General features: G+C 37.6%; 11 protein-coding genes. 3 read left to right on the forward strand and 8 right to left on the reverse strand.

The features are described 5' to 3' along the window. The first annotated feature begins 50 nt into the window (after positions 1 to 50). Together IPK91_05595 and IPK91_05600 are read left to right on the forward strand one after the other, a co-directional pair. Positions 51 to 1,346 (forward strand): pyridoxal phosphate-dependent aminotransferase, encoded by a 1,296-nt coding sequence (locus IPK91_05595; protein MBK8296747.1) that lies wholly within the window; start codon positions 51 to 53, stop codon positions 1,344 to 1,346. Positions 1,347 to 1,546: 200 nt separating this feature from the next. Continuing rightward, positions 1,547 to 2,587, forward strand: coding sequence for a mannose-1-phosphate guanylyltransferase (locus tag IPK91_05600; protein MBK8296748.1), 1,041 nt, complete (start codon positions 1,547 to 1,549; stop codon positions 2,585 to 2,587). A gap of 222 nt (positions 2,588 to 2,809) precedes the next feature. Here the strand turns inward: IPK91_05600 and IPK91_05605 are convergent, their stop codons facing one another. The 8 genes from IPK91_05605 to IPK91_05640 all read right to left on the reverse strand — a co-directional run bounded on the left by IPK91_05605 (position 2,810) and on the right by IPK91_05640 (position 17,442). After that, positions 2,810 to 3,991: a PKD domain-containing protein gene (locus IPK91_05605; protein ID MBK8296749.1), complete on the reverse strand. Its 1,182-nt coding sequence runs from the start codon at positions 3,989 to 3,991 to the stop codon at positions 2,810 to 2,812. Beyond that, positions 3,958 to 6,060: a PKD domain-containing protein gene (locus IPK91_05610; GenBank protein MBK8296750.1), complete on the reverse strand. Its 2,103-nt coding sequence runs from the start codon at positions 6,058 to 6,060 to the stop codon at positions 3,958 to 3,960. The genes IPK91_05605 and IPK91_05610 overlap by 34 nt, the downstream gene beginning before the upstream one ends. Positions 6,061 to 6,422: 362 nt before the next feature. Continuing rightward, positions 6,423 to 9,683, reverse strand: coding sequence for a PKD domain-containing protein (locus IPK91_05615; protein MBK8296751.1), 3,261 nt, complete (start codon positions 9,681 to 9,683; stop codon positions 6,423 to 6,425). A 359-nt stretch (positions 9,684 to 10,042) separates the two neighbouring features. Next, a complete protein-coding gene (locus tag IPK91_05620) occupies positions 10,043 to 10,378 on the reverse strand; it encodes a hypothetical protein (protein MBK8296752.1) in 336 nt (111 codons plus the stop codon). A 33-nt stretch (positions 10,379 to 10,411) separates the two neighbouring features. Beyond that, positions 10,412 to 12,187, reverse strand: a complete 1,776-nt coding sequence (locus tag IPK91_05625; GenBank protein MBK8296753.1) for a hypothetical protein — start codon at positions 12,185 to 12,187, stop codon at positions 10,412 to 10,414. Between the two features lie 20 nt (positions 12,188 to 12,207). Then, positions 12,208 to 12,675 (reverse strand): T9SS type A sorting domain-containing protein, encoded by a 468-nt coding sequence (locus IPK91_05630; GenBank protein ID MBK8296754.1) that lies wholly within the window; start codon positions 12,673 to 12,675, stop codon positions 12,208 to 12,210. A 333-nt stretch (positions 12,676 to 13,008) separates the two neighbouring features. Next, the gene (locus IPK91_05635) at positions 13,009 to 16,074 is read right to left on the reverse strand and encodes a T9SS type A sorting domain-containing protein (GenBank protein MBK8296755.1); all 3,066 of its coding nucleotides are present in this window, start codon (positions 16,072 to 16,074) and stop codon (positions 13,009 to 13,011) included. A 432-nt stretch (positions 16,075 to 16,506) separates the two neighbouring features. After that, entirely contained in the window at positions 16,507 to 17,442 is a 936-nt protein-coding gene (locus tag IPK91_05640; GenBank protein MBK8296756.1) for a DUF1295 domain-containing protein, read from the reverse strand. Positions 17,443 to 17,867: 425 nt separating this feature from the next. Here IPK91_05640 and IPK91_05645 point away from each other — a divergent pair, with 425 nt between their 5' ends. Then, on the forward strand, positions 17,868 to 18,533 hold the full coding sequence (locus IPK91_05645; GenBank protein ID MBK8296757.1) for a PorT family protein: 666 nt from the start codon (positions 17,868 to 17,870) through the stop codon (positions 18,531 to 18,533). Positions 18,534 to 18,670: the final 137 nt, after the last annotated feature.

Raw genomic sequence — 18,670 nt, forward strand, 5'->3', positions numbered from 1 at the left:
GGTATATGTTTAATTTTTAATATTTTGCAGCAACCGAAAAACTCTGGCTTATGCAAGCGACTACTGGCAATCTTGCCCTCTTAAGGAATTCTTCCCATATGGCCGAAACCTTAATCCCTTCTGAAATCATTAAATTAGCTTCAGAAGTAAACCACAAAATTCAGCAAGGCGAAGAAATATTTAACTTAACGATCGGAGATTTTAATCCAGCCATTTTTCCAATACCCAAAGAACTTGAAGAGGCAATAATAAAGGCTTACCAATGCGGACATACCAATTATCCGGCGGCAAATGGGATGGCTGAATTGCGAAAAATTTTATCCACCGTAATCCATAAGAAATTGGGATTAGACTACAGTTCGGATGAAATATTGGTTTCCGGAGGCGCACGACCCTTAATTTATGCTATTTACAAAACCTTACTGGATAAAGGGGATTTGGTATTGTTTCCGGTCCCTTCCTGGAATAATAACCACTATTGTCATTTAAGCGAAGCTTACGGACAAGCCCTCGAAGTGAGTGCGGCTCAAAATTTTATGCCCACGGCTGCTGATATCAAACCATTCATTGAAAAGGCTACCCTGATTGCATTGTGTTCACCTCAAAATCCTACTGGAACTGTATTTGCAAGAGAGACGCTCTTAGAAATTTGTCAGATGGTTAAAAAAGAAAATGAACGCAGAGCCGGTAATCAAAAGCCTTTGTATATCATGTACGACCAAATTTATTGGGAATTAACTTTTGGTGAAACCAAACATTACGATCCCGTCAGTTTGGAACCGGCGTTGAGAAACTATGTAATCTATGTGGATGGGCTCTCTAAAGTATTTGCAGCTACCGGTGTGCGGGTGGGTTGGTCTTTTGGTCCAAAGAAATTGATTGACCAGATGCGAGCCATATTATCTCACATAGGCGCATGGGCACCCAAAGCAGAACAAATGGCAACAGCCTGGTTTTTACAAAATACAGAAGCCGTGCAAGCCTACCTCGATTGGTTTAAACCAGAGATCCATCATCGGTTAACCGCACTCTATGATGGGATTCTTAAATTAAAAAACATGGGTTTTCCAATAGATATAATAAATCCACAAGCTGCTATTTATTTAACCGTACAGTGTCCCTGGAAAGGCAAATCGGTTAACGGCTCAAACGTGCTGGAAACCCAACAAATGGTAACCGCATTTTTATTGGATACCTGTAAAATTGCCATTGTTCCATTTAAGGCATTTGGTTCATCAGATGATTCCGATTGGTACCGTATTTCTGTAGGTACACTTGAAAAAGATCATGTCGATGCCATCGTTTCCGGCTTTCAAAAAGGAATGGAGCAATTGGAAGCTAGTTGAGAGGTGATAGTTGATAGGTGACAGTTTGTTTTGGTGCCAGGCATTTCTATAGACTCTCTACAGACTAAAGACTACTCCTACTTCCTCTCTACAGACTAAAGACTACTCCTACTTACTCTCAAAATTGTAGCTTTGTAACATCGTAGTATCGTAACATTAAATTAGAAGCCTTGCAAAAAATAAATCAACATGCGATCATTATGGCAGGTGGCATTGGAAGTCGTTTTTGGCCATTAAGCCGGAATCAAAAACCAAAACAATTTTTAGATATCCTGGATAGTGGACGAAGCTTTATCCAAATGACCTATGATCGTTTATGTAAGATAGTACCACCTTCCAATATTTGGGTAGTGAGTCATGTAGATTATGAAAATCTGGTATATCAACAATTGCCTGAAATAAATCCAAAACAGGTTTTACTGGAACCCAGTCGAAAAAATACAGCACCCTGCATTTTATATGCTGCTAAAACAATCGCAGCGATTGATCCGGATGCACAAATGTTTATTGCTCCATCCGATCATCTTATTTTAAATGAATCTCAATTTATTGAAGACATTCAACATGGATTTGAATTTATTAATAAACACCCTAATTACTTAATGACTTTTGGCATCCACGCCTTCAGACCTGATACTGGATACGGTTATATTAATTTTGATAAAGAACGGGGATTGGATCAAACGATCTATCCGGTGAATCGCTTTGTGGAAAAGCCCGATTTAAAAACAGCCGAATCCTATCTTGAAAGTGGAGACTATGTTTGGAATTCAGGAATGTTTTTGTGGAATGTTCAAACAATATTAAACGAGTTTAAACAATACGCACCTACCCTATTCAATTTATTTAAAGACTTTAATCAAGACTCAGATATTACCTTACTGTATGATCAATGTCCATCAGATTCAATTGATTATGCGGTGATGGAAAAATCTCCAAACGTCCAAGTTAAAACGGTTGATTTTGGTTGGACCGATCTGGGTACCTGGGGCTCTTTATACGAAATACTTGAAAAAGATGAACATCACAATGCAGCCCTTGCGCCTGACTATTTATTAAACAAAAGCAGTTCTAATTTAATCAAGGATGCAGAAGGAAAATTAATTGTTGTACATGGATTGGATAATTTGTTGGTAATTAATACAAACGATGTTTTACTGATTTGTCACAGAAAGGAAGAACAAACCATTAAACAAATTGTAGCACTGGTAGAGACACAATTTGGAAAAACTAAAACCTAGTCCATTTTAACCTCACAGAATTTTCGGTTGAGTATCAAAAGCTCAATATAATCATTGCTCAAAGAATGGTTTAACCGAAAGTATTGTCATTATCATGTTGACGACTCGCGTGCGTTTAAAGAAATTTTGGTTCGTGATAAAATTTTAATAACATTTTTTTTGATCAATAAAAAAGCCCGTGATTTTTATCACGGGCTTTTTTATTGTTTGTTGTTTTAAAGCTTATTCTGATATCACAAATTTGCGTATGACTGCACTTGTGCCGTCCTGGATTCGTATATAGTACGTTCCACTCCGCAAGCTTTCTGTTTGTATTTTGTATACCGTTTCATTGGTTTTGTACTTTGCCATCCGGTTTCCAGATAAATTGTACAATTCCAGTTGTACCGGATTGCTGCTGCTTGCCTCTGTTACAACCGTTAGGTAATCCTTGGCAGGATTTGGATATACAAACGGTACTTCTTCACTCATCTCATTGATTCGGGATCTTGATTCAAATCCTAAATCGAATGGAAACTCTATAATTTTACTATCCACTAAATTCCGGTCTTTCTTTGGTTTTTCTGGACACAACACCGAGGATACCACTACTATGTATTGCAGTTTGGTCCGACCATTATTTCCATTTGTATTCTTTACGGTCAGTTTTACTGCGAATTTTCCTTTCTTCGTATAAGTTACTACTGGATTCTTTTGCGTTGAAGTTGCTGGATTTCCATTTTCAAATTCCCAGTTCCATTCATTGACATCTATCGAGGATTTGTCTTTGAAATTTACTGTGAAGGGTACACATCCTCTGATTGTATCTGCAGTGAAATCTACTTTTGGTACCAGATACACCGCGATGTGTTTGTCAAATGTATCCTGACCGCAATCATTGGATACAATCAACCGTACATCAAATTCTCCTTCCACTCCATAATCATGTACCGGGTTTGCTTCTGTACTGGTTTTTGTATCGCCAAATTGCCAAAAATAGGAATTGGCTCCAGTCGCCTGACTGGTAAATGCGGATTTAAATCCTATGATTGAATTGGTAAAGTCTACTGTAGGAACTGTTTTAACTTCAATAAAATCAGCATAACCTACTGAATCCGAATATTGAAAATTGGAGGCTACTAAACTTACATTGTATTTACCTACACTGTTGTAGGTAACCAATGGATTTTTCTGCGTACTGGTTGATGGATTCCCTCCTGGGAAATACCACTTATAATCCGTTGCTGATATTGTCGATGTATTTTGAAACTGTACGGTAAATGGTAAACATCCTTTCGGATCGGCTACTTGAAATCCGGCTATTGGTTTTGCTCCTATTGTAACCACTGTCCTGGCTGTATCACTTCCACATCCATTGGTCACGATATACATTACTTCATACCGTCCGTCTTTGTAATTATGCACCGGATTGATCTCTGTACTTGTTGTATTGTCTCCAAAATCCCAAAATGTGTTTTTGCATATCTTGATATTCCTGTAAATGTTGCAATACTACCATTGAGCGAATTTGATATTTCTGCATCCGGTAAACTATCTATGGTGATGTATAATTTTTTAGGTAGTTTGTTATTAGATGATGAACTGTAAACTGTTAACTTGCCATCATAGGTACCTGGATTGTCGTAGCGGACAATTGGATTTTGTGCAAAGGAAACTGATGGATTTCCTCCTGTAAACAACCATTCCCATTTCTTTACATTGTTCGTGGATTTGTCTATGAATTTGATATTCTTTGGTGCACAGCCACCGGTGGTGTCTGCTTCAAAATCTGCAATAGGAAGACTCACCACATTTACCCGTTTTTTAATTGTATGAGTACCGCAGTCATTAATAACTGTAAGCGTCACATCATAACTGGTATCGCGATCGTAGGTATGCTGAGGATTAGGATCTTCACTAGTTTCACCATCTCCAAAATTCCATAAATACTCTTTTGCCCTTTGAGAAAGGTCAATAAAAAACACCTCCTTTCCATTGACTCCAAAACTAAAATTAGCAATGGGTGCATCATTCACTTCAATATAATTCAATTTGGTGATGGACATTTTACAACGTGGATTGCTTGCTTCCAGACTGACTTCATAGAATCCAGCAACCCGATACACAACCGTTGGATTTTGCTCTGTAGAAGTTCCTGGTGTTCCACCGGGGAATGACCATTTCCAATCCGTTGTATTGGTAGACAAATCTTTAAATTTTACAGTCATTGGCTGGCAACCATACACTTTATCAGAAGTAAAGTCGGGCATTGGAACGCCAGAACCTGGACAAAATGGCAAACATCCACCTGCTAAACCTTGGAATTCAATATAATTTTTAACAGCATCCTTGGACATGAAACTCCAGATGGTACTGGGATTAATCGTAGCCTGCATAATGGTACCTGCACTGAGTTGGTCATGCTGACAATTCCAGTTATGTCCTAATTCATGTGCCTGTAATGTCAGATAGAGCACTTGTGGGCCGCTGCCTGGAATAAACGAACTGCAAATATTGTATTTGTCTGCATAACAGACACCGGGTAAATAAGCAACTCCAATGGCACCTGATGTAAATTTTGAAGTCCAACAAGTTGCAACTACATAACCGGCACCAGCAAATAAAATATCTCCTATTTGTCTGAATTTATCTAACTCAGCAAAAATATCATTGATCCCATTAAATGGATCCGTATTTGGCATATCAGCGATCCAGGTAGCTGTTTGAACGTATTCAATTTCATAATAAAACTCATCATCAAATACAGTTTGAACATCCGCCAGGTTGGACATCATAAAATTATCCACACCATTTGGACCACCATGTTTTAGAAACATTGTAAAATCAGCTGCCAATGCAATAAAAGTAGTTAAGCATGCTCTGTTTCTTGAATCTGAATGAATACGAACTTGGTGCTTTGCATCTTCAAGACCTTTGTTCAAAGCCGTTGCACCGCAACTTACTCCTGGAACAGGCAATACGTCACTGGCTTTATACAAAACAAATTGCTGGACATCTTCTTCACTGATAAATTGTTTATCAGGATCTTCCATTTTATCTATAAAATAACGCTCGCTCCGGTCGTCAATCATCAGGTGCAAAAATCCATCTGCAATGGTCATAGACACCAATGAATTATTGATACCATTTACAGTTCCCTTGAATGTGCGTAAGTCTGTCCTTGCAGGAAGCCTTTTGATATCATCGATGCCTCCCGTGGTCCGGATCCGGTCTGGAGCACTCAGAGCATATTCAAAAAGCTCTAATTGAAATGCATGCTCTGGAGTTCTCAATATGAGCTTGTAAATATTACCGGGTGTCGTGTTTAAGACTTTTTGAATATCCTTTACACTGGTCTGCAATAAACTGTATTCTTTTAAATAAGATACCTTACTATGTGCTGCGGGTGCATCAAATGGTTTCATCACAACCGTCTGTGAATTGGCCATTTGACAGTAGATAAACATTAAAATCAGGGGTAAAATGTGTTTCATGTTTTTAGAAAGTTTAGAAAAGAAGCGAAAAATAGTGAATTATACAAAATTGAACAGAATTTTAACACTCAAATAGCCTTTCAGTTGAATAATATCAATGGTTTTGAATCTTACTTTTTATACTAGCAATTTATCTTCCCTGTCCTTACAATTAAAAGCAAGTAATATAATATTTCTAAATAGACAATTAATCAATTTTATATTTTGAATATAGACCATAATATTTGAGGATTCAGAATTATATTTTGAAATATTAGATCTTAAATACGAAAAGTAATCGAAGCGAGCCTTCAACAAATCAGATTCAATAAAAAAGCCCATGATTTCGATCACGGGCTTTTTTATTATATGCTGTTTTAAGCTTATTCTGATATCACAAATTTGCGAATGACTGCACTGGTGCCATCCTGGATTCGCAAATAGTACGTTCCACTTCGCAAGCTTTCTGTTTGTATTTTATATACCGTATCATTGGTTTTGTACTTTGCCATCCGGTTTCCGGATAAATTGTACAATTCCAATTGTACCGGATTGCTGCTGCTTGCCTCTGTTACAACCGTTAGGTAATCCTTGGCAGGATTTGGATATACAAACGGTACTTCTTCACTCATCTCATTGATTCGGGATCTTGATTCAAATCCTAAATCGAATGGAAACTCTATAATTTTACTATCCACTAAATTCCGGTCTTTCTTTGGTTTTTCTGGACACAACACCGAAGATACCACTACTATGTATTGCAGTTTGGTCCGACCATTATTTCCATTTGTATTCTTTACGGTCAGCTTGACTGCAAATTTTCCTTTCTTCGTATACGTTACTACTGGATTCTTTTGCGTTGAGGTCGCTGGATTTCCATTTTCAAATTCCCAGTTCCATTCATTGACATCTATCGAGGATTTGTCTTTGAAATTTACTGTGAAGGGTACACATCCTCTGATTGTATCTGCTGTGAAATCTACTTTTGGTACCAGATACACCGCGATGTGTTTGTCAAATGTATCCTGACCGCAATCATTGGATACAATCAACCGTACATCAAATTCTCCTTCCACTCCATAATCATGTACCGGGTTTGCTTCTGTACTGGTTTTTGTATCGCCAAATTGCCAAAAATAGGAATTGGCTCCAGTCGCCTGACTGGTAAATGCGGATTTAAATCCTATGATTGAATTGGTAAAGTCTACTGTAGGAACTGTTTTAACTTCAATAAAATCAGCATAACCTACTGAATCCGAATATTGAAAATTGGAGGCTACTAAACTTACATTGTATTTACCTACACTGTTGTACGTAACCACTGGATTTTTCTGGGTACTGGTGGATGGATTTCCACCCGGGAAATACCATCTGTAGTCTGTTGCTGCTATCGTAGATGTATTTTGAAACTGTACCGTAAATGGCAAACATCCTTTTGGATCCGCTACCTGAAATCCAGCTATTGGTTTTGCTCCAATCGTAACCACTGTCCTTGCTGTATCACTTCCGCAACCATTGGTTACGATATACATTACTTCATACCGGCCGTCATTGTAATTATGTACCGGATTGATCTCTGTACTTGTTGTATTGTCTCCAAAATTCCAAAAATGCGTTTTGGCATATCTTGAAATTCCGGTAAATGTTGCAATACTACCATTGAGCGAATTTGATATTTCTGCATCCGGTAAACTATCTATGGTGATGTATAATTTTTTAGTCAACTTGTTATTTGATGATGAACTGTAAACTGTTAACTTGACATCATAGGTACCTGGATTGTCGTAGCGGACAATTGGATTTTGTGCAAAGGACACGGATGGATTGCCTCCCGTAAACAACCACTCCCATTTCTTAACGTTGTTGGTTGATTTGTCTATGAACTTAATAATTTTTGGAGCACAACCTGCGGTGGTATCTGCATCAAAATCTGCAACTGGTAAACTAACCACACAAACTCGTTTGGTAATGGTATTTGAACCACAATCATTAACCACGGTAAGTTTTACATTGTAGCAGGTATCGCGTTCAAATACATGGATAGGATTTTGTTCTTCACTGGTTTCTCCATCTCCGAAATCCCAAAAGTACTCGACTCCTCTTGCAGAATAATCTGTAAAAAATACTTCCTTGCCATTGATTCCATAATTGAAATTAGCAGCTGGTTTATCATTTACTTCTATATAATTTAATTTTGTAATGGACATTTTACACCTAGGGTTACTTGCTTCCAGAGATACTTCGTATTTTCCAGCGACCAAATAAACAACAACAGGATTTTTATCGGTAGAAGTTGCCGGAATTCCACCTGGAAAGGTCCATTTAAAATCAGTTGCATTGGATGAAAGGTCTTTAAATTTCACCGTCATAGGTTGACAACCGTACACAATATCTGAACTAAAATCCGGCATTGGTATGCCGGAACCTGGACAAAATGGCATACATGCACCGGCTAATCCTTGCATTTCAATAAAATCTTTAACAGCATCTTTTGACAAGAAACTCCAGATCACACTGGTATTTGCTAAACTTGCACCATCCATGATGGTACCACCGCCCGGTCTGTCGTGAATGCAGTTAAAATTATGTCCTAAATTATGTGCTTGCAGTGTTAAATAGAGTGCCTGGGTCCCTTGACCTGGTGCAAAGCAACTACAAACATTGTATTTCGTTGCAAAACAAACTCCCGGTTGATCAGCAACTCCTACGGTCCCTGGCAATTGGTATTTTGCAGACCAGCAAGTTCCAACTACGTGGTTTTGTCCTGAAAAAATAATATTAGCTATCTGACCAAAACGGGTTAGTTGGGTATTGATATTGGTAATTCCATTAAATGGGTCTGTTGCCATCATATCTGCAATATATGTGGCTGACTGTACTAGCTCGATTTCATATACAAACTCGTCGTCAAAAACGGTCTGAACATCCGCTAAAGTCGCTGACATAAAATTATCTACATTCGCAGGTCCACCTTGTTTAAGAATCATACTAAAATCGGCAGCAAGTCCGATGAACAATGTTAAACATGGACGGTTTCTGAATACTCCTGTAACTTTTACTTGTTGTTGAACCTGATGTAAATTTTTAGTGAGCTCTGTAGATCCGCAACTTACACCTGGAACAGGAAGTACGTCACTGGTTTTATACAAAACAAAACGCTGGCCATTTTCTTCACCTGAAAAAACATGATCAACATCTTCAATTTTATCAAGAAAATATCGATTGATTCTATCATCAATCATTAAGTGTAAATATCCATCTGCAATGGTCATGGACACCAACGAATTGTTTAATCCATTTACAGTACCCTTAAACGTACGAAGGTCCGTTCGCTTAGGCAATTGTTTGATTGCATCCAATCCACCTGTAGTGCGCATGCGATCTGTACTGTTCAAATTATACTCAGTCAACTCCAATTGAAAAGCCTGTTCAGGAGTCCTTAAAATGAGTTTAAAAATATTACCTTGAGTATTGTTTAAAATTTTCTGAATATCGCTAACTTGTGTTTGCAATAAACTGTAATCACTTAAATAAGAAAATTTTTGATGAGACAAGGGATACTCAAAGGGTTTAAAAATGACAGATTGAGAAACTGCCAACCCAGAAATAAAAAGAGTTAAAACCAGAAGTAATTTGTATTTCATGTATTATTAAAATTAAAATTTAACGTAATATAGGTACTATCAACTATACTTTTATGAGTTGTCAGCACTTTAACAATAAATTATTGAAAACGAATCGAACTTAGAATTCGATTCGCCTTCAAGAATTTTTACATTTATCTACCAAGTCTTAGAAACTAATTTGCAATTATATCCGGGCCAGTGTTCAGGCCAGTGTTCAATGCTACCTACTGATAATAACCATAAAACTGTGCCAAATTTAGCTCATTCGCCAAATTTTAATTAGTGAATCACCACTGAAACCGAATATTTCCTGCCTGACTGCTTGCTGACAATCACATACCTGCCTGAGAAATCTGATTCTATCAGATTCTTTTTCGCTATTTTGAACTATGATCCAATTTATGCCGCATGGAATGAATCTGTTTATTTGATGGTGCAAATCCTGAAGTTTCATGCACCGCTCGTAAATTTTCTTTCTTATGATACACTTCATAGGACTCGTAACCTTTTCTCACTGCTTTAACTTCCCAATCAAAGCTAAAGTTGCCTGTTCCTTTTTGTAATTCCTTAATTCGAAATCCATCAGCATTCTTTTCAACAACTGCCACTCCGAATGTTTCTGCAGATCCGGGAGTTAGTTGCACTGTAATGGATTGAGGATTAATTACTTTTTTAAAATGCTCTGAGAAGAATACAAAAGCTTCTCCATTCACTAAATGCCCTGTGCCACGCTCATAAGCAGCGGCTTATGGTCCTTCGATACATGCATACCAGATTTCACGATCTTTATCGGCAGGATCATCCATTCTGAAATTTTTTATGTCAGCAAAAATGGTCCCAAGTCCATTCGTACTTAAATACATTCCAGCCGAACTTCCTCCATTTGCATCTCCAATACCAAGCCATGGATAATTAGGTCCGTTGGTGGAATATCCCGCATAAACATTAAATTGATCCGTATTGGAATTGTACAAAACAAATTCGCCTGCTGAATTAAAACTTTGCAATTCTGCAACAGCCCGATTCGTCTTTGTTGAAAACAATCCGATATACGGTTGAGTCTGGTCGCTATTTAATGAAGAAAAATACATACGATCTTTTCCATTCTTATCATAGGTAAAGAGTCCTCCACCATAATTTGTAGCTACGTCGATCCCTGCAAAATCCTTATTCCCACTGTAGAAATACATGCTGCTATCCCGCAATTCAACTCCTGCATATTCAAGTGGTGAATCTTTGACTTTTCGATCTATGGTAAATCCGGTTCCATAATAAAATCCACCCCGATCTGGTGTTGCCACATCAAAGCGTAATTCAAATGGATTTAATGCAGCTCGGATTTCTTTTTGACTGAGATCGTTATTCCAAAATTCCAATTCTGCATAGGGACTTCCAATTGTAAAACTATTAAGGCCATACAAATATTTGTTCCCATAAGATAATACATGCGTATTGGCGCCCTGAAAGGATCGTGCTTGCATTGCACCACTACCCTGGATGTATTGAATGCCAACTGGTGAAACTGCAGTACTATCACTTCCCTTATAGGCAGCAAATGAATTTTGTGTTTGTATCAATGCATTTGAAGCATTAACCCTTTGAATTCCAGCAGGATCTTCAAGGACCACGTCATTTGCACTGCGTTTCCAAACTCCTGCGGATGGTGATGATCCAATAGGCAGATGCTTCCATTCTCCTTGTGAAAAAACCAACACATCCCCTGAATCTGGTGCAGTTGAAGCAAGCGGAAACCCATTTAATTTAATTACTTTAGGATTGGGTAAATTTCCAATGAGGTCACCTCCTGCAGGACTATTTATCAACAAGTCATTAGTTGGATCGTGGTCTACACTTACTGGCAACCACTGGGTTCCATTCCAAACCAATGCTTGATTTAATTGTGGATTGATATCCATGATTGGCCTGTTTTGCAATCCCGTTACTTTAGGATTGGGTAAGGTTCCAGATAAATCACCACCAACCGGTGAACCGTTTTTTAAATCATCTGCAGGGTCTGGATCTCCGGTATTGCTGATTTTGTTTCCTTCAATTAATATTCCTGGACCGGCAGTCAGTTGGGTATTTTCTGCATAGAGTGCATAAGGCACACTTAAGAATGGAGATACATTGGATAACTCGTAGTTGATTCCACCGTTGGGATCTATTTCAGTTTTTAAAAACAAACTTCCATCAGCCCATTTTATTTGATCAAATTTTCCACTAAGCGGAAAACCATAGCCAAGCAATAAATTTACTAAACCAAATTCATTGGTTATGGCCCGGTGTTCTTCAGCATACACCAACGTTCCGCTGGTACCACCCTGCAAAATCGAAAACTTAAAATTCACATTCCGGGATACCAATGGCTTGCCGGTATTGTCGCGCACGATGGTTTGAAAATTTAAACCTTTTGGAATTTGTGCAGTGCTGCTATTGAATAGAAGCAAGCTAGAAATTAAAATAATAAACTGACTGCAATTAATCCTAGCGATGGATTTAAAAAATGTAAATAGATTCATCATATTGAAAAATTGTTTGGACATTATAGTTTGGAAATTAAGAAAGACTGACTTTCATGAAAATCAACTAAACTAAATTTGATCAGGTACATGCCCGGTGTCAAATAATCAAGTTGTACTGACATTCCCCTGACAGTTCCCTGTGCCAAAAAGCTACCCTGCATTGAATAAATGACATACTGAATTAAATCAGTTCGGTCCGTTTCAAGTCTCAGGAAATCATTTACCGGATTTGGATATATTCGGATGGTAGCAATTCCTGGATTTTTCGTTCCGGTAATACTTAATGGATCTGGTTGTATGACTCCCGACGTGGAAACATACGTTGAATGTACACCCCTTACCGTTAAAGTGGATACTTCACCTACCGAATAAGCTGCAGAATAAGCTCCATTTTTAACATAAGATCCAGCTGCATCAATGGCATATTGCCCGGCCAGATTTAAGGACATTAAAACCATACATAAAGGAAGATACAAAATTGCTTTCATCTTCCAATATTACTACAAATTTGCTTGTAATTGGGTGACAATTCTCAATCAAACGGCTGATAAGTATTCAGGTCTTGCTTCGAACGTAATTTTTTTTTAGGAATCGAAATTTAGAATTGACAATTCCCGATAAATTTGAAAGTTGTTCTCCATCCAAATTCATCTGAACCCCAAACCCCTTGAACGGGGCTTTCAGATGTGTGTGTTGAACAAATTATTTTTTACATAAACTACTTTAGCATTCGGAAACATTCAATGACTAAAATGTAATTCCTCCTTCAATCAATATCTATTTAATAGAATCGATGCGTTTCATCCAATTTATTCCGACTTCTATTGTTTGCAAATAAAAGCATGGGCTAAAACATTTTGGCCAGATTGCAACAGGACCAAATAATTTCCAGCTGCAATATGTGCTGTCGTCCAAGTATGTTGAATCTGTCCCTTAGGGAAATATTTATTTTTAAAAACGGTTTGGACTTTCTGCCCATTGCTATTTAAAATATACAGACTCAAAACCTCAGACTCTTTTAAATCAAATTGTATTTGTATGTTGGATTGAAAAGGGTTAGGGCTCATTTGCAAACTTGCAGACTCCAGGAGTTTAGTATTCTTTACATCGGTAAGGCTGTGATCTATAATGAGTACGCCACCGGAATCTGCATGCAATTGATTACCCGGACTGAGTTCTACCCGACAAAGAGATCCAATTGGAAGCAATGTTGCCTGATAGCCTCCATTCGGTATTAATCCTGTGACAATATGTTTTGTAATGTGATTTGGAATAATATAACTGGTGGTTTTTAATTGTTCGCCCCAGATCTTTGGAAACAACACCAAAGTATTTTTAATTGCAGCACCTTCAAATGCAGTCCCTGAATCCGATTGAATTAGCAAAACGGAATCAGCGGATGCATTTCCATCAGCTCCTTGGATTGCATTCAAAAAACGAACATCTTGCGGGTTGGCCGGATCCTCAATGCTAAGTTGGTGTGTAGTAAATTCCTCTTGAGCCAAAACATGAATGTCTTCTGCAACGGATGGAGTTAATACGGCATGTTCAGGTAAAAGATTGGATAAGAAAACGTTTTGCCCACCGGGAGTTGACACCTGCATGGATTTTCCAGAAACATCTGGAGCTGCTGTTAATTGAATATAAAATCGTTTGAAACGATCTGGTACTTTTGATTTTGCACGATCATAAATAATGATGTGATCTGGTTTCAACCAGACAATGGATCGGCTTGCAAATTCTATATCAGTTGATGCATTATTGGCACTGAATGGGTTGGGTCGGTTGTATAAATTGGTTGCATCGCCGGTTGCATAAACAAAATTTGGATGGATGCTGGTGATCACATACGGATCGCCTGCATTTACTCCCTGTGTCCATTGACCACCTCGTTCGATGGTTGGCGCTTCATACCATTGTAAATTTGCAGGCAATGTATTTTGTAATCCAAGCGTGTTGTGAAACGCAGAAGTATATCCAATGCCATCATTGGTATACCCACTTCGTTCTTTGATCAACCACTCCCCTTTTCTAAAAAATTCAAATTGATTGCCATCCCCACTTTGATGATTGATACTGGTCCAATGACACTGCCAGTTAAACCAAGAAGCATTTCCAGTCCAATCTGTTCGAGACAATATTTTATTGAAAGCAGTGTCCACAAATGTTGTATTTAAATCAGGTCGAGGATCAATTGGAACTTTAGCAGCCGGATCAAATAGTAAAAAATAATATAAGGCATCGGTAGCATTGCTACCTGACCAGGTGTTTGACAATCTATAATTTAATAAACCTGCTCCCCCTTGTAATACATTTCTTGAAAACCACCTGCATTGATTTAATCGTGCTGGATTCGTACCTAATTTCATATCAATTAAACCGATTGGTGCAGCTAATTGCATTAATTCAGGAGTTACCCAAGTTCGCAACAAATCTCCATAATTAGCAACTGGATAAATCGGACCATAATAAGTGGCTTGTGGTGGAATGTAGGGCTCTGGAGCAATTTGATGAAGCATGCCTTCCATCAAGCGACTCCAATAGCTACTTTCCAAAAGTTTTGCTTGCTTGCCAATAATCGTTTCATCTGCCCAACCAGCTGTTTTCAGTGCAAGCATTTGTTGCGCGACCCAACCAATACTCAAACCATACAAAGAGCCTTCAACAGATAATCCGCCACTGCCCATACCCAAACCGTGATTTGGAATGTTGTAATCTGCTGCAACAATTTCTGGTTTTTCATATTGAGCATATTGTCCATACAACCAGGCACCGGTTGCATTAAAAAGATAACTGCGTAAACTGTTTCCTAGTGCTGAATAATGCAAATTCGAATTGATTTCCGGATCATCTTCAGCATCGATGGAAAGTGACATAAAGGTCATATTCCGTGCATGACCGGAATAATAATTATTTAATATCCACCGATTGGTTATTTGAATTTGTTTGTCATTGATTAATCCAATTGGAGTTGGATGATTGTATGCAGTCAGCTGTTCTTCACACCAACGCAAAAACACCGTTCTGATTTTAGCTTTATCTTGTTTAGTCAGGATGTCCTTTCCATTGATATCTTTTGCATTGTAAATCCAGTCCATTGTAAGCGGACAGCCTTCACCATAAACGCGCGAACGGTCATAGGTCATGAAACCAGGATCGCGAAATGGTACCCCTGTGGCCGGACCTAATAATGCTTGATCTATCACATACATCAACAAATTTCGGGCACGTTGTGCATGAACAGGTCTCTGCGTGTGATCCGGATCTATTAATGACCAAAATGCAAAAAATTCTGCATACGATTCTGTAACATAAGCTGACCACGTCGTGTTGCCTATATCCGGCCAATTCGGATTAGCGATTCCACCTGGAAAAAACTTAGCATCATAGGTTTGGATTGCGCTATTCAAAACTTGTTTGAATGCCGGATACATTGGATTGCTTGCATTGGCCCAGGACTGCAGGCGCGGAAGATCTTCTTGTGTAATTAATAAGCGGGGATGTGTTGTGACTGCCTGCGCATTGTGCGGCATGGTTCGAAAAGACCAGGCCTTGGATTCAAGACTGTTTCTGCTTGAATTAAATGCTTGTATGGTCCAATAATAGACCGTATTGTATTGCAAGTTTTCTGCAACCCTGCTGGTGCTGGTTACTTGATCATCTTTAAAAACAAGCTTTGTCAAATTCTGATCTGAATAAATCCTGAGTGTATAGCTGGTTGCTTCAGAATTGAGATTCCATTTTAAGCGGGTCCCTAAAACCTGAAGCGTAGATTGATCCGAAGGAGAAATCAATCCCGGAACTTGTAAAGTTTGGGAATATAATTGGGTGTAAACACTCAACAGAATAACCGACAATGGGAATTTCACAACGATCTGATGCCACATGATGCGCATTTTAAAATGATTAAAGTAGTGAGCCTTGTTAAAAAGATCATACGCAAAAAACGGAATCGAGGTTGTTTGTTATTGAATAAATTCATTTTCCACTGTCGGAATCAAGATATTCAGGATTTTGGGATTAAAGAGATTGTAACATTGTAAGATTGCAGCATTTCTCTATAGACCTTTCTAAAGACTTTTCTTTTATAAATTTCTTTGCAATAAGCTTCCCTCCTTTTGTCTGAATCAGCCTGCCCGATTTGACTGATGATAATTTTTTAATTTGTTACAATTCAGCTCTGGCAGGCGGGGATTTAACAGGATTTAAATTTGCTTTCATATCCGCATTTCAAAGTCACAACATTAAAAATCCTAAGCATCCTGAAATCCAGTAATTCAGACAAAGTCTGAATTACAACAAATCATGATCCTGACGATTTACTTGAATACAGAACCTGCCTTCCAAAAAGGAATAAATTTACTAACCCTGCTCTGGTATGATTTATACTCCGGATATTTTCCAGCACTTATTTCCTCACTAAAATTGGCACTTCCCTGAAATAATAAGATGAGTAACAAAGCACCTAAGATACTCCAGTTAAACCATTGTCCACTGGCAGAAACACTAAATAGGTAAAAACAAAACCAGATTCCTTGTTCAGCAAAATAGTTTGGATGGCGACAATGCGCCCAAAGTCCCTTAGTTATAAAACCTTTTTCGTATTCTTTGGGTATCGGCTTTCCCGATTTTAGAAGGGCCCACTTTTGAGTTTGAAAATTCCACTGTTGTTGATCGGCGATGGCTTCAAAAATTATTAAACAACACATGGTGATTCCAATAAAATAATCCCAAAAGCCCAATACTTGTTCACTATTTTGAAGTGCCACCAAGGAAGGCAGCGTGAAAAGTAAAATCAGCATATTTTGATAGATCGAAATAAAAAACAAATTAAATAAAGTCCATTTCCAAGGTGCTTTAAATTCTGGTTTCTGTTTCAGGACTTGCCATCGATAGTCTTCTTCGCCTTCCCAGAATTTCCAATGATAGGCACCTCTGCGACCAAAATTATAAGTAAGACGAATACCCCAAATTGAAACCAAAACTGCCATCAATATGAATCGGGGTGCATAGTCCCCATAAGCGGCAACTACCCAAACATAGACTATGGGTATTAGACTCCACAATTTATCTACCTGACTGTAATTTTTTGTAAGTTCTGAAATCACAAAACAATATAAAATTGATCCCAAACAAATTCTAATTAAAGTTGAAAGCGCCTCTGATTCTATGGGACCAAGAGATTTTCCATAAAAATAAGCATACACAGGAACCAACATCAAGGTAATTATCAGCAAACCTGCTGTTTTGAGTATATTCATTTTCAAACGCTATTTTAATAGATTTAATTAAAGCACAAAATATGTAAACTACGGTTCAAGCATGCAGATAATTTATGGAATTATAAAGGAATAATATAAAAATGTGTGATTTATGCAATAATAACCTGCAATCGCATAATTCCTTTAAAAGATTTACTATGAATTTTACAATTAGAATTTAATCGTTCATTCAGCTCATGAATGGCTGTGTTAATTTACTAACCGGTTCTTTAGTAGTATTATGGACTTCGGTTAACTTAAATTCCAATTGAGATCAATGCATCTACTTTTCATTGGTTATTTCGAATCTGGTTTTATCGAAAAGTAATGCTGTTGGAAAAATCACATTAATATGAATGAATCCAAAAATTATACTTGTATTTGAAAGTAAAATATCCTACAGAACAAAATGACTTAACTTGGGTCATTTCAAAAGTAAAGTAACCTGTCAACTTATGATCATCAAGATAAAACAAAAACAACAATTTAATATGAATATAAAAATAGTAATGACCTGCATGGTTTTGATAGCTACGCAGAACTTAAATGCTCAACACCTGCACATGGGCATTAAAGCCGGATTAAATGTATTTAATATTGATAACAACGATAATTCTTCTTTTGATCCAAGAATCGGAATCAATGGTGGATTAATTGGACACATTCATTTTACGACACATTTTGCAGTACAACCTGAATTAATTTATTCCTCTAAAGGTGCTTTGTACAGACTTGCCAATGTGGACCATAAACTGCGTCTAAACTACCTTTCAATTCCAATTTTATTTCAGTACATGTTTAATAATGGATTCCGCATACAAGCCGGTCCTGAAATTAGTATTCTGCTACAAGCAAAACAAAAAACAGGCAGTTTGACCATTGATGTCAAAAACGATTTTAAATCACTTGATTTTGGATTAGCCGGAGGCTTAAGTTATGTTCATCCACCAACTGGTTTTGGAATCGACCTTCGTTATGTAAAAGGACTGGCAAATATCAATTCTGAAAGTCCTGAAACTTCAAAGAACCAAGGTTTTCAACTGGGTGTGTTTTATATACTAGGACACAGATCGTCTTTAAATTGAAAATTATACTCACCTAAAATCATTTAAACGAATCTGTTTAATAGGTGTTTAACTGATTCAATATTTAAATAAACTTCAAGTGCTTTGGGTATTTATTGCAATTCACTCACCAAGCTAAAACAAGTATTAGAAGAATT

The organism is Saprospiraceae bacterium (assembly GCA_016712145.1).
In the GTDB taxonomy this organism is placed as follows: domain Bacteria; phylum Bacteroidota; class Bacteroidia; order Chitinophagales; family Saprospiraceae; genus Vicinibacter.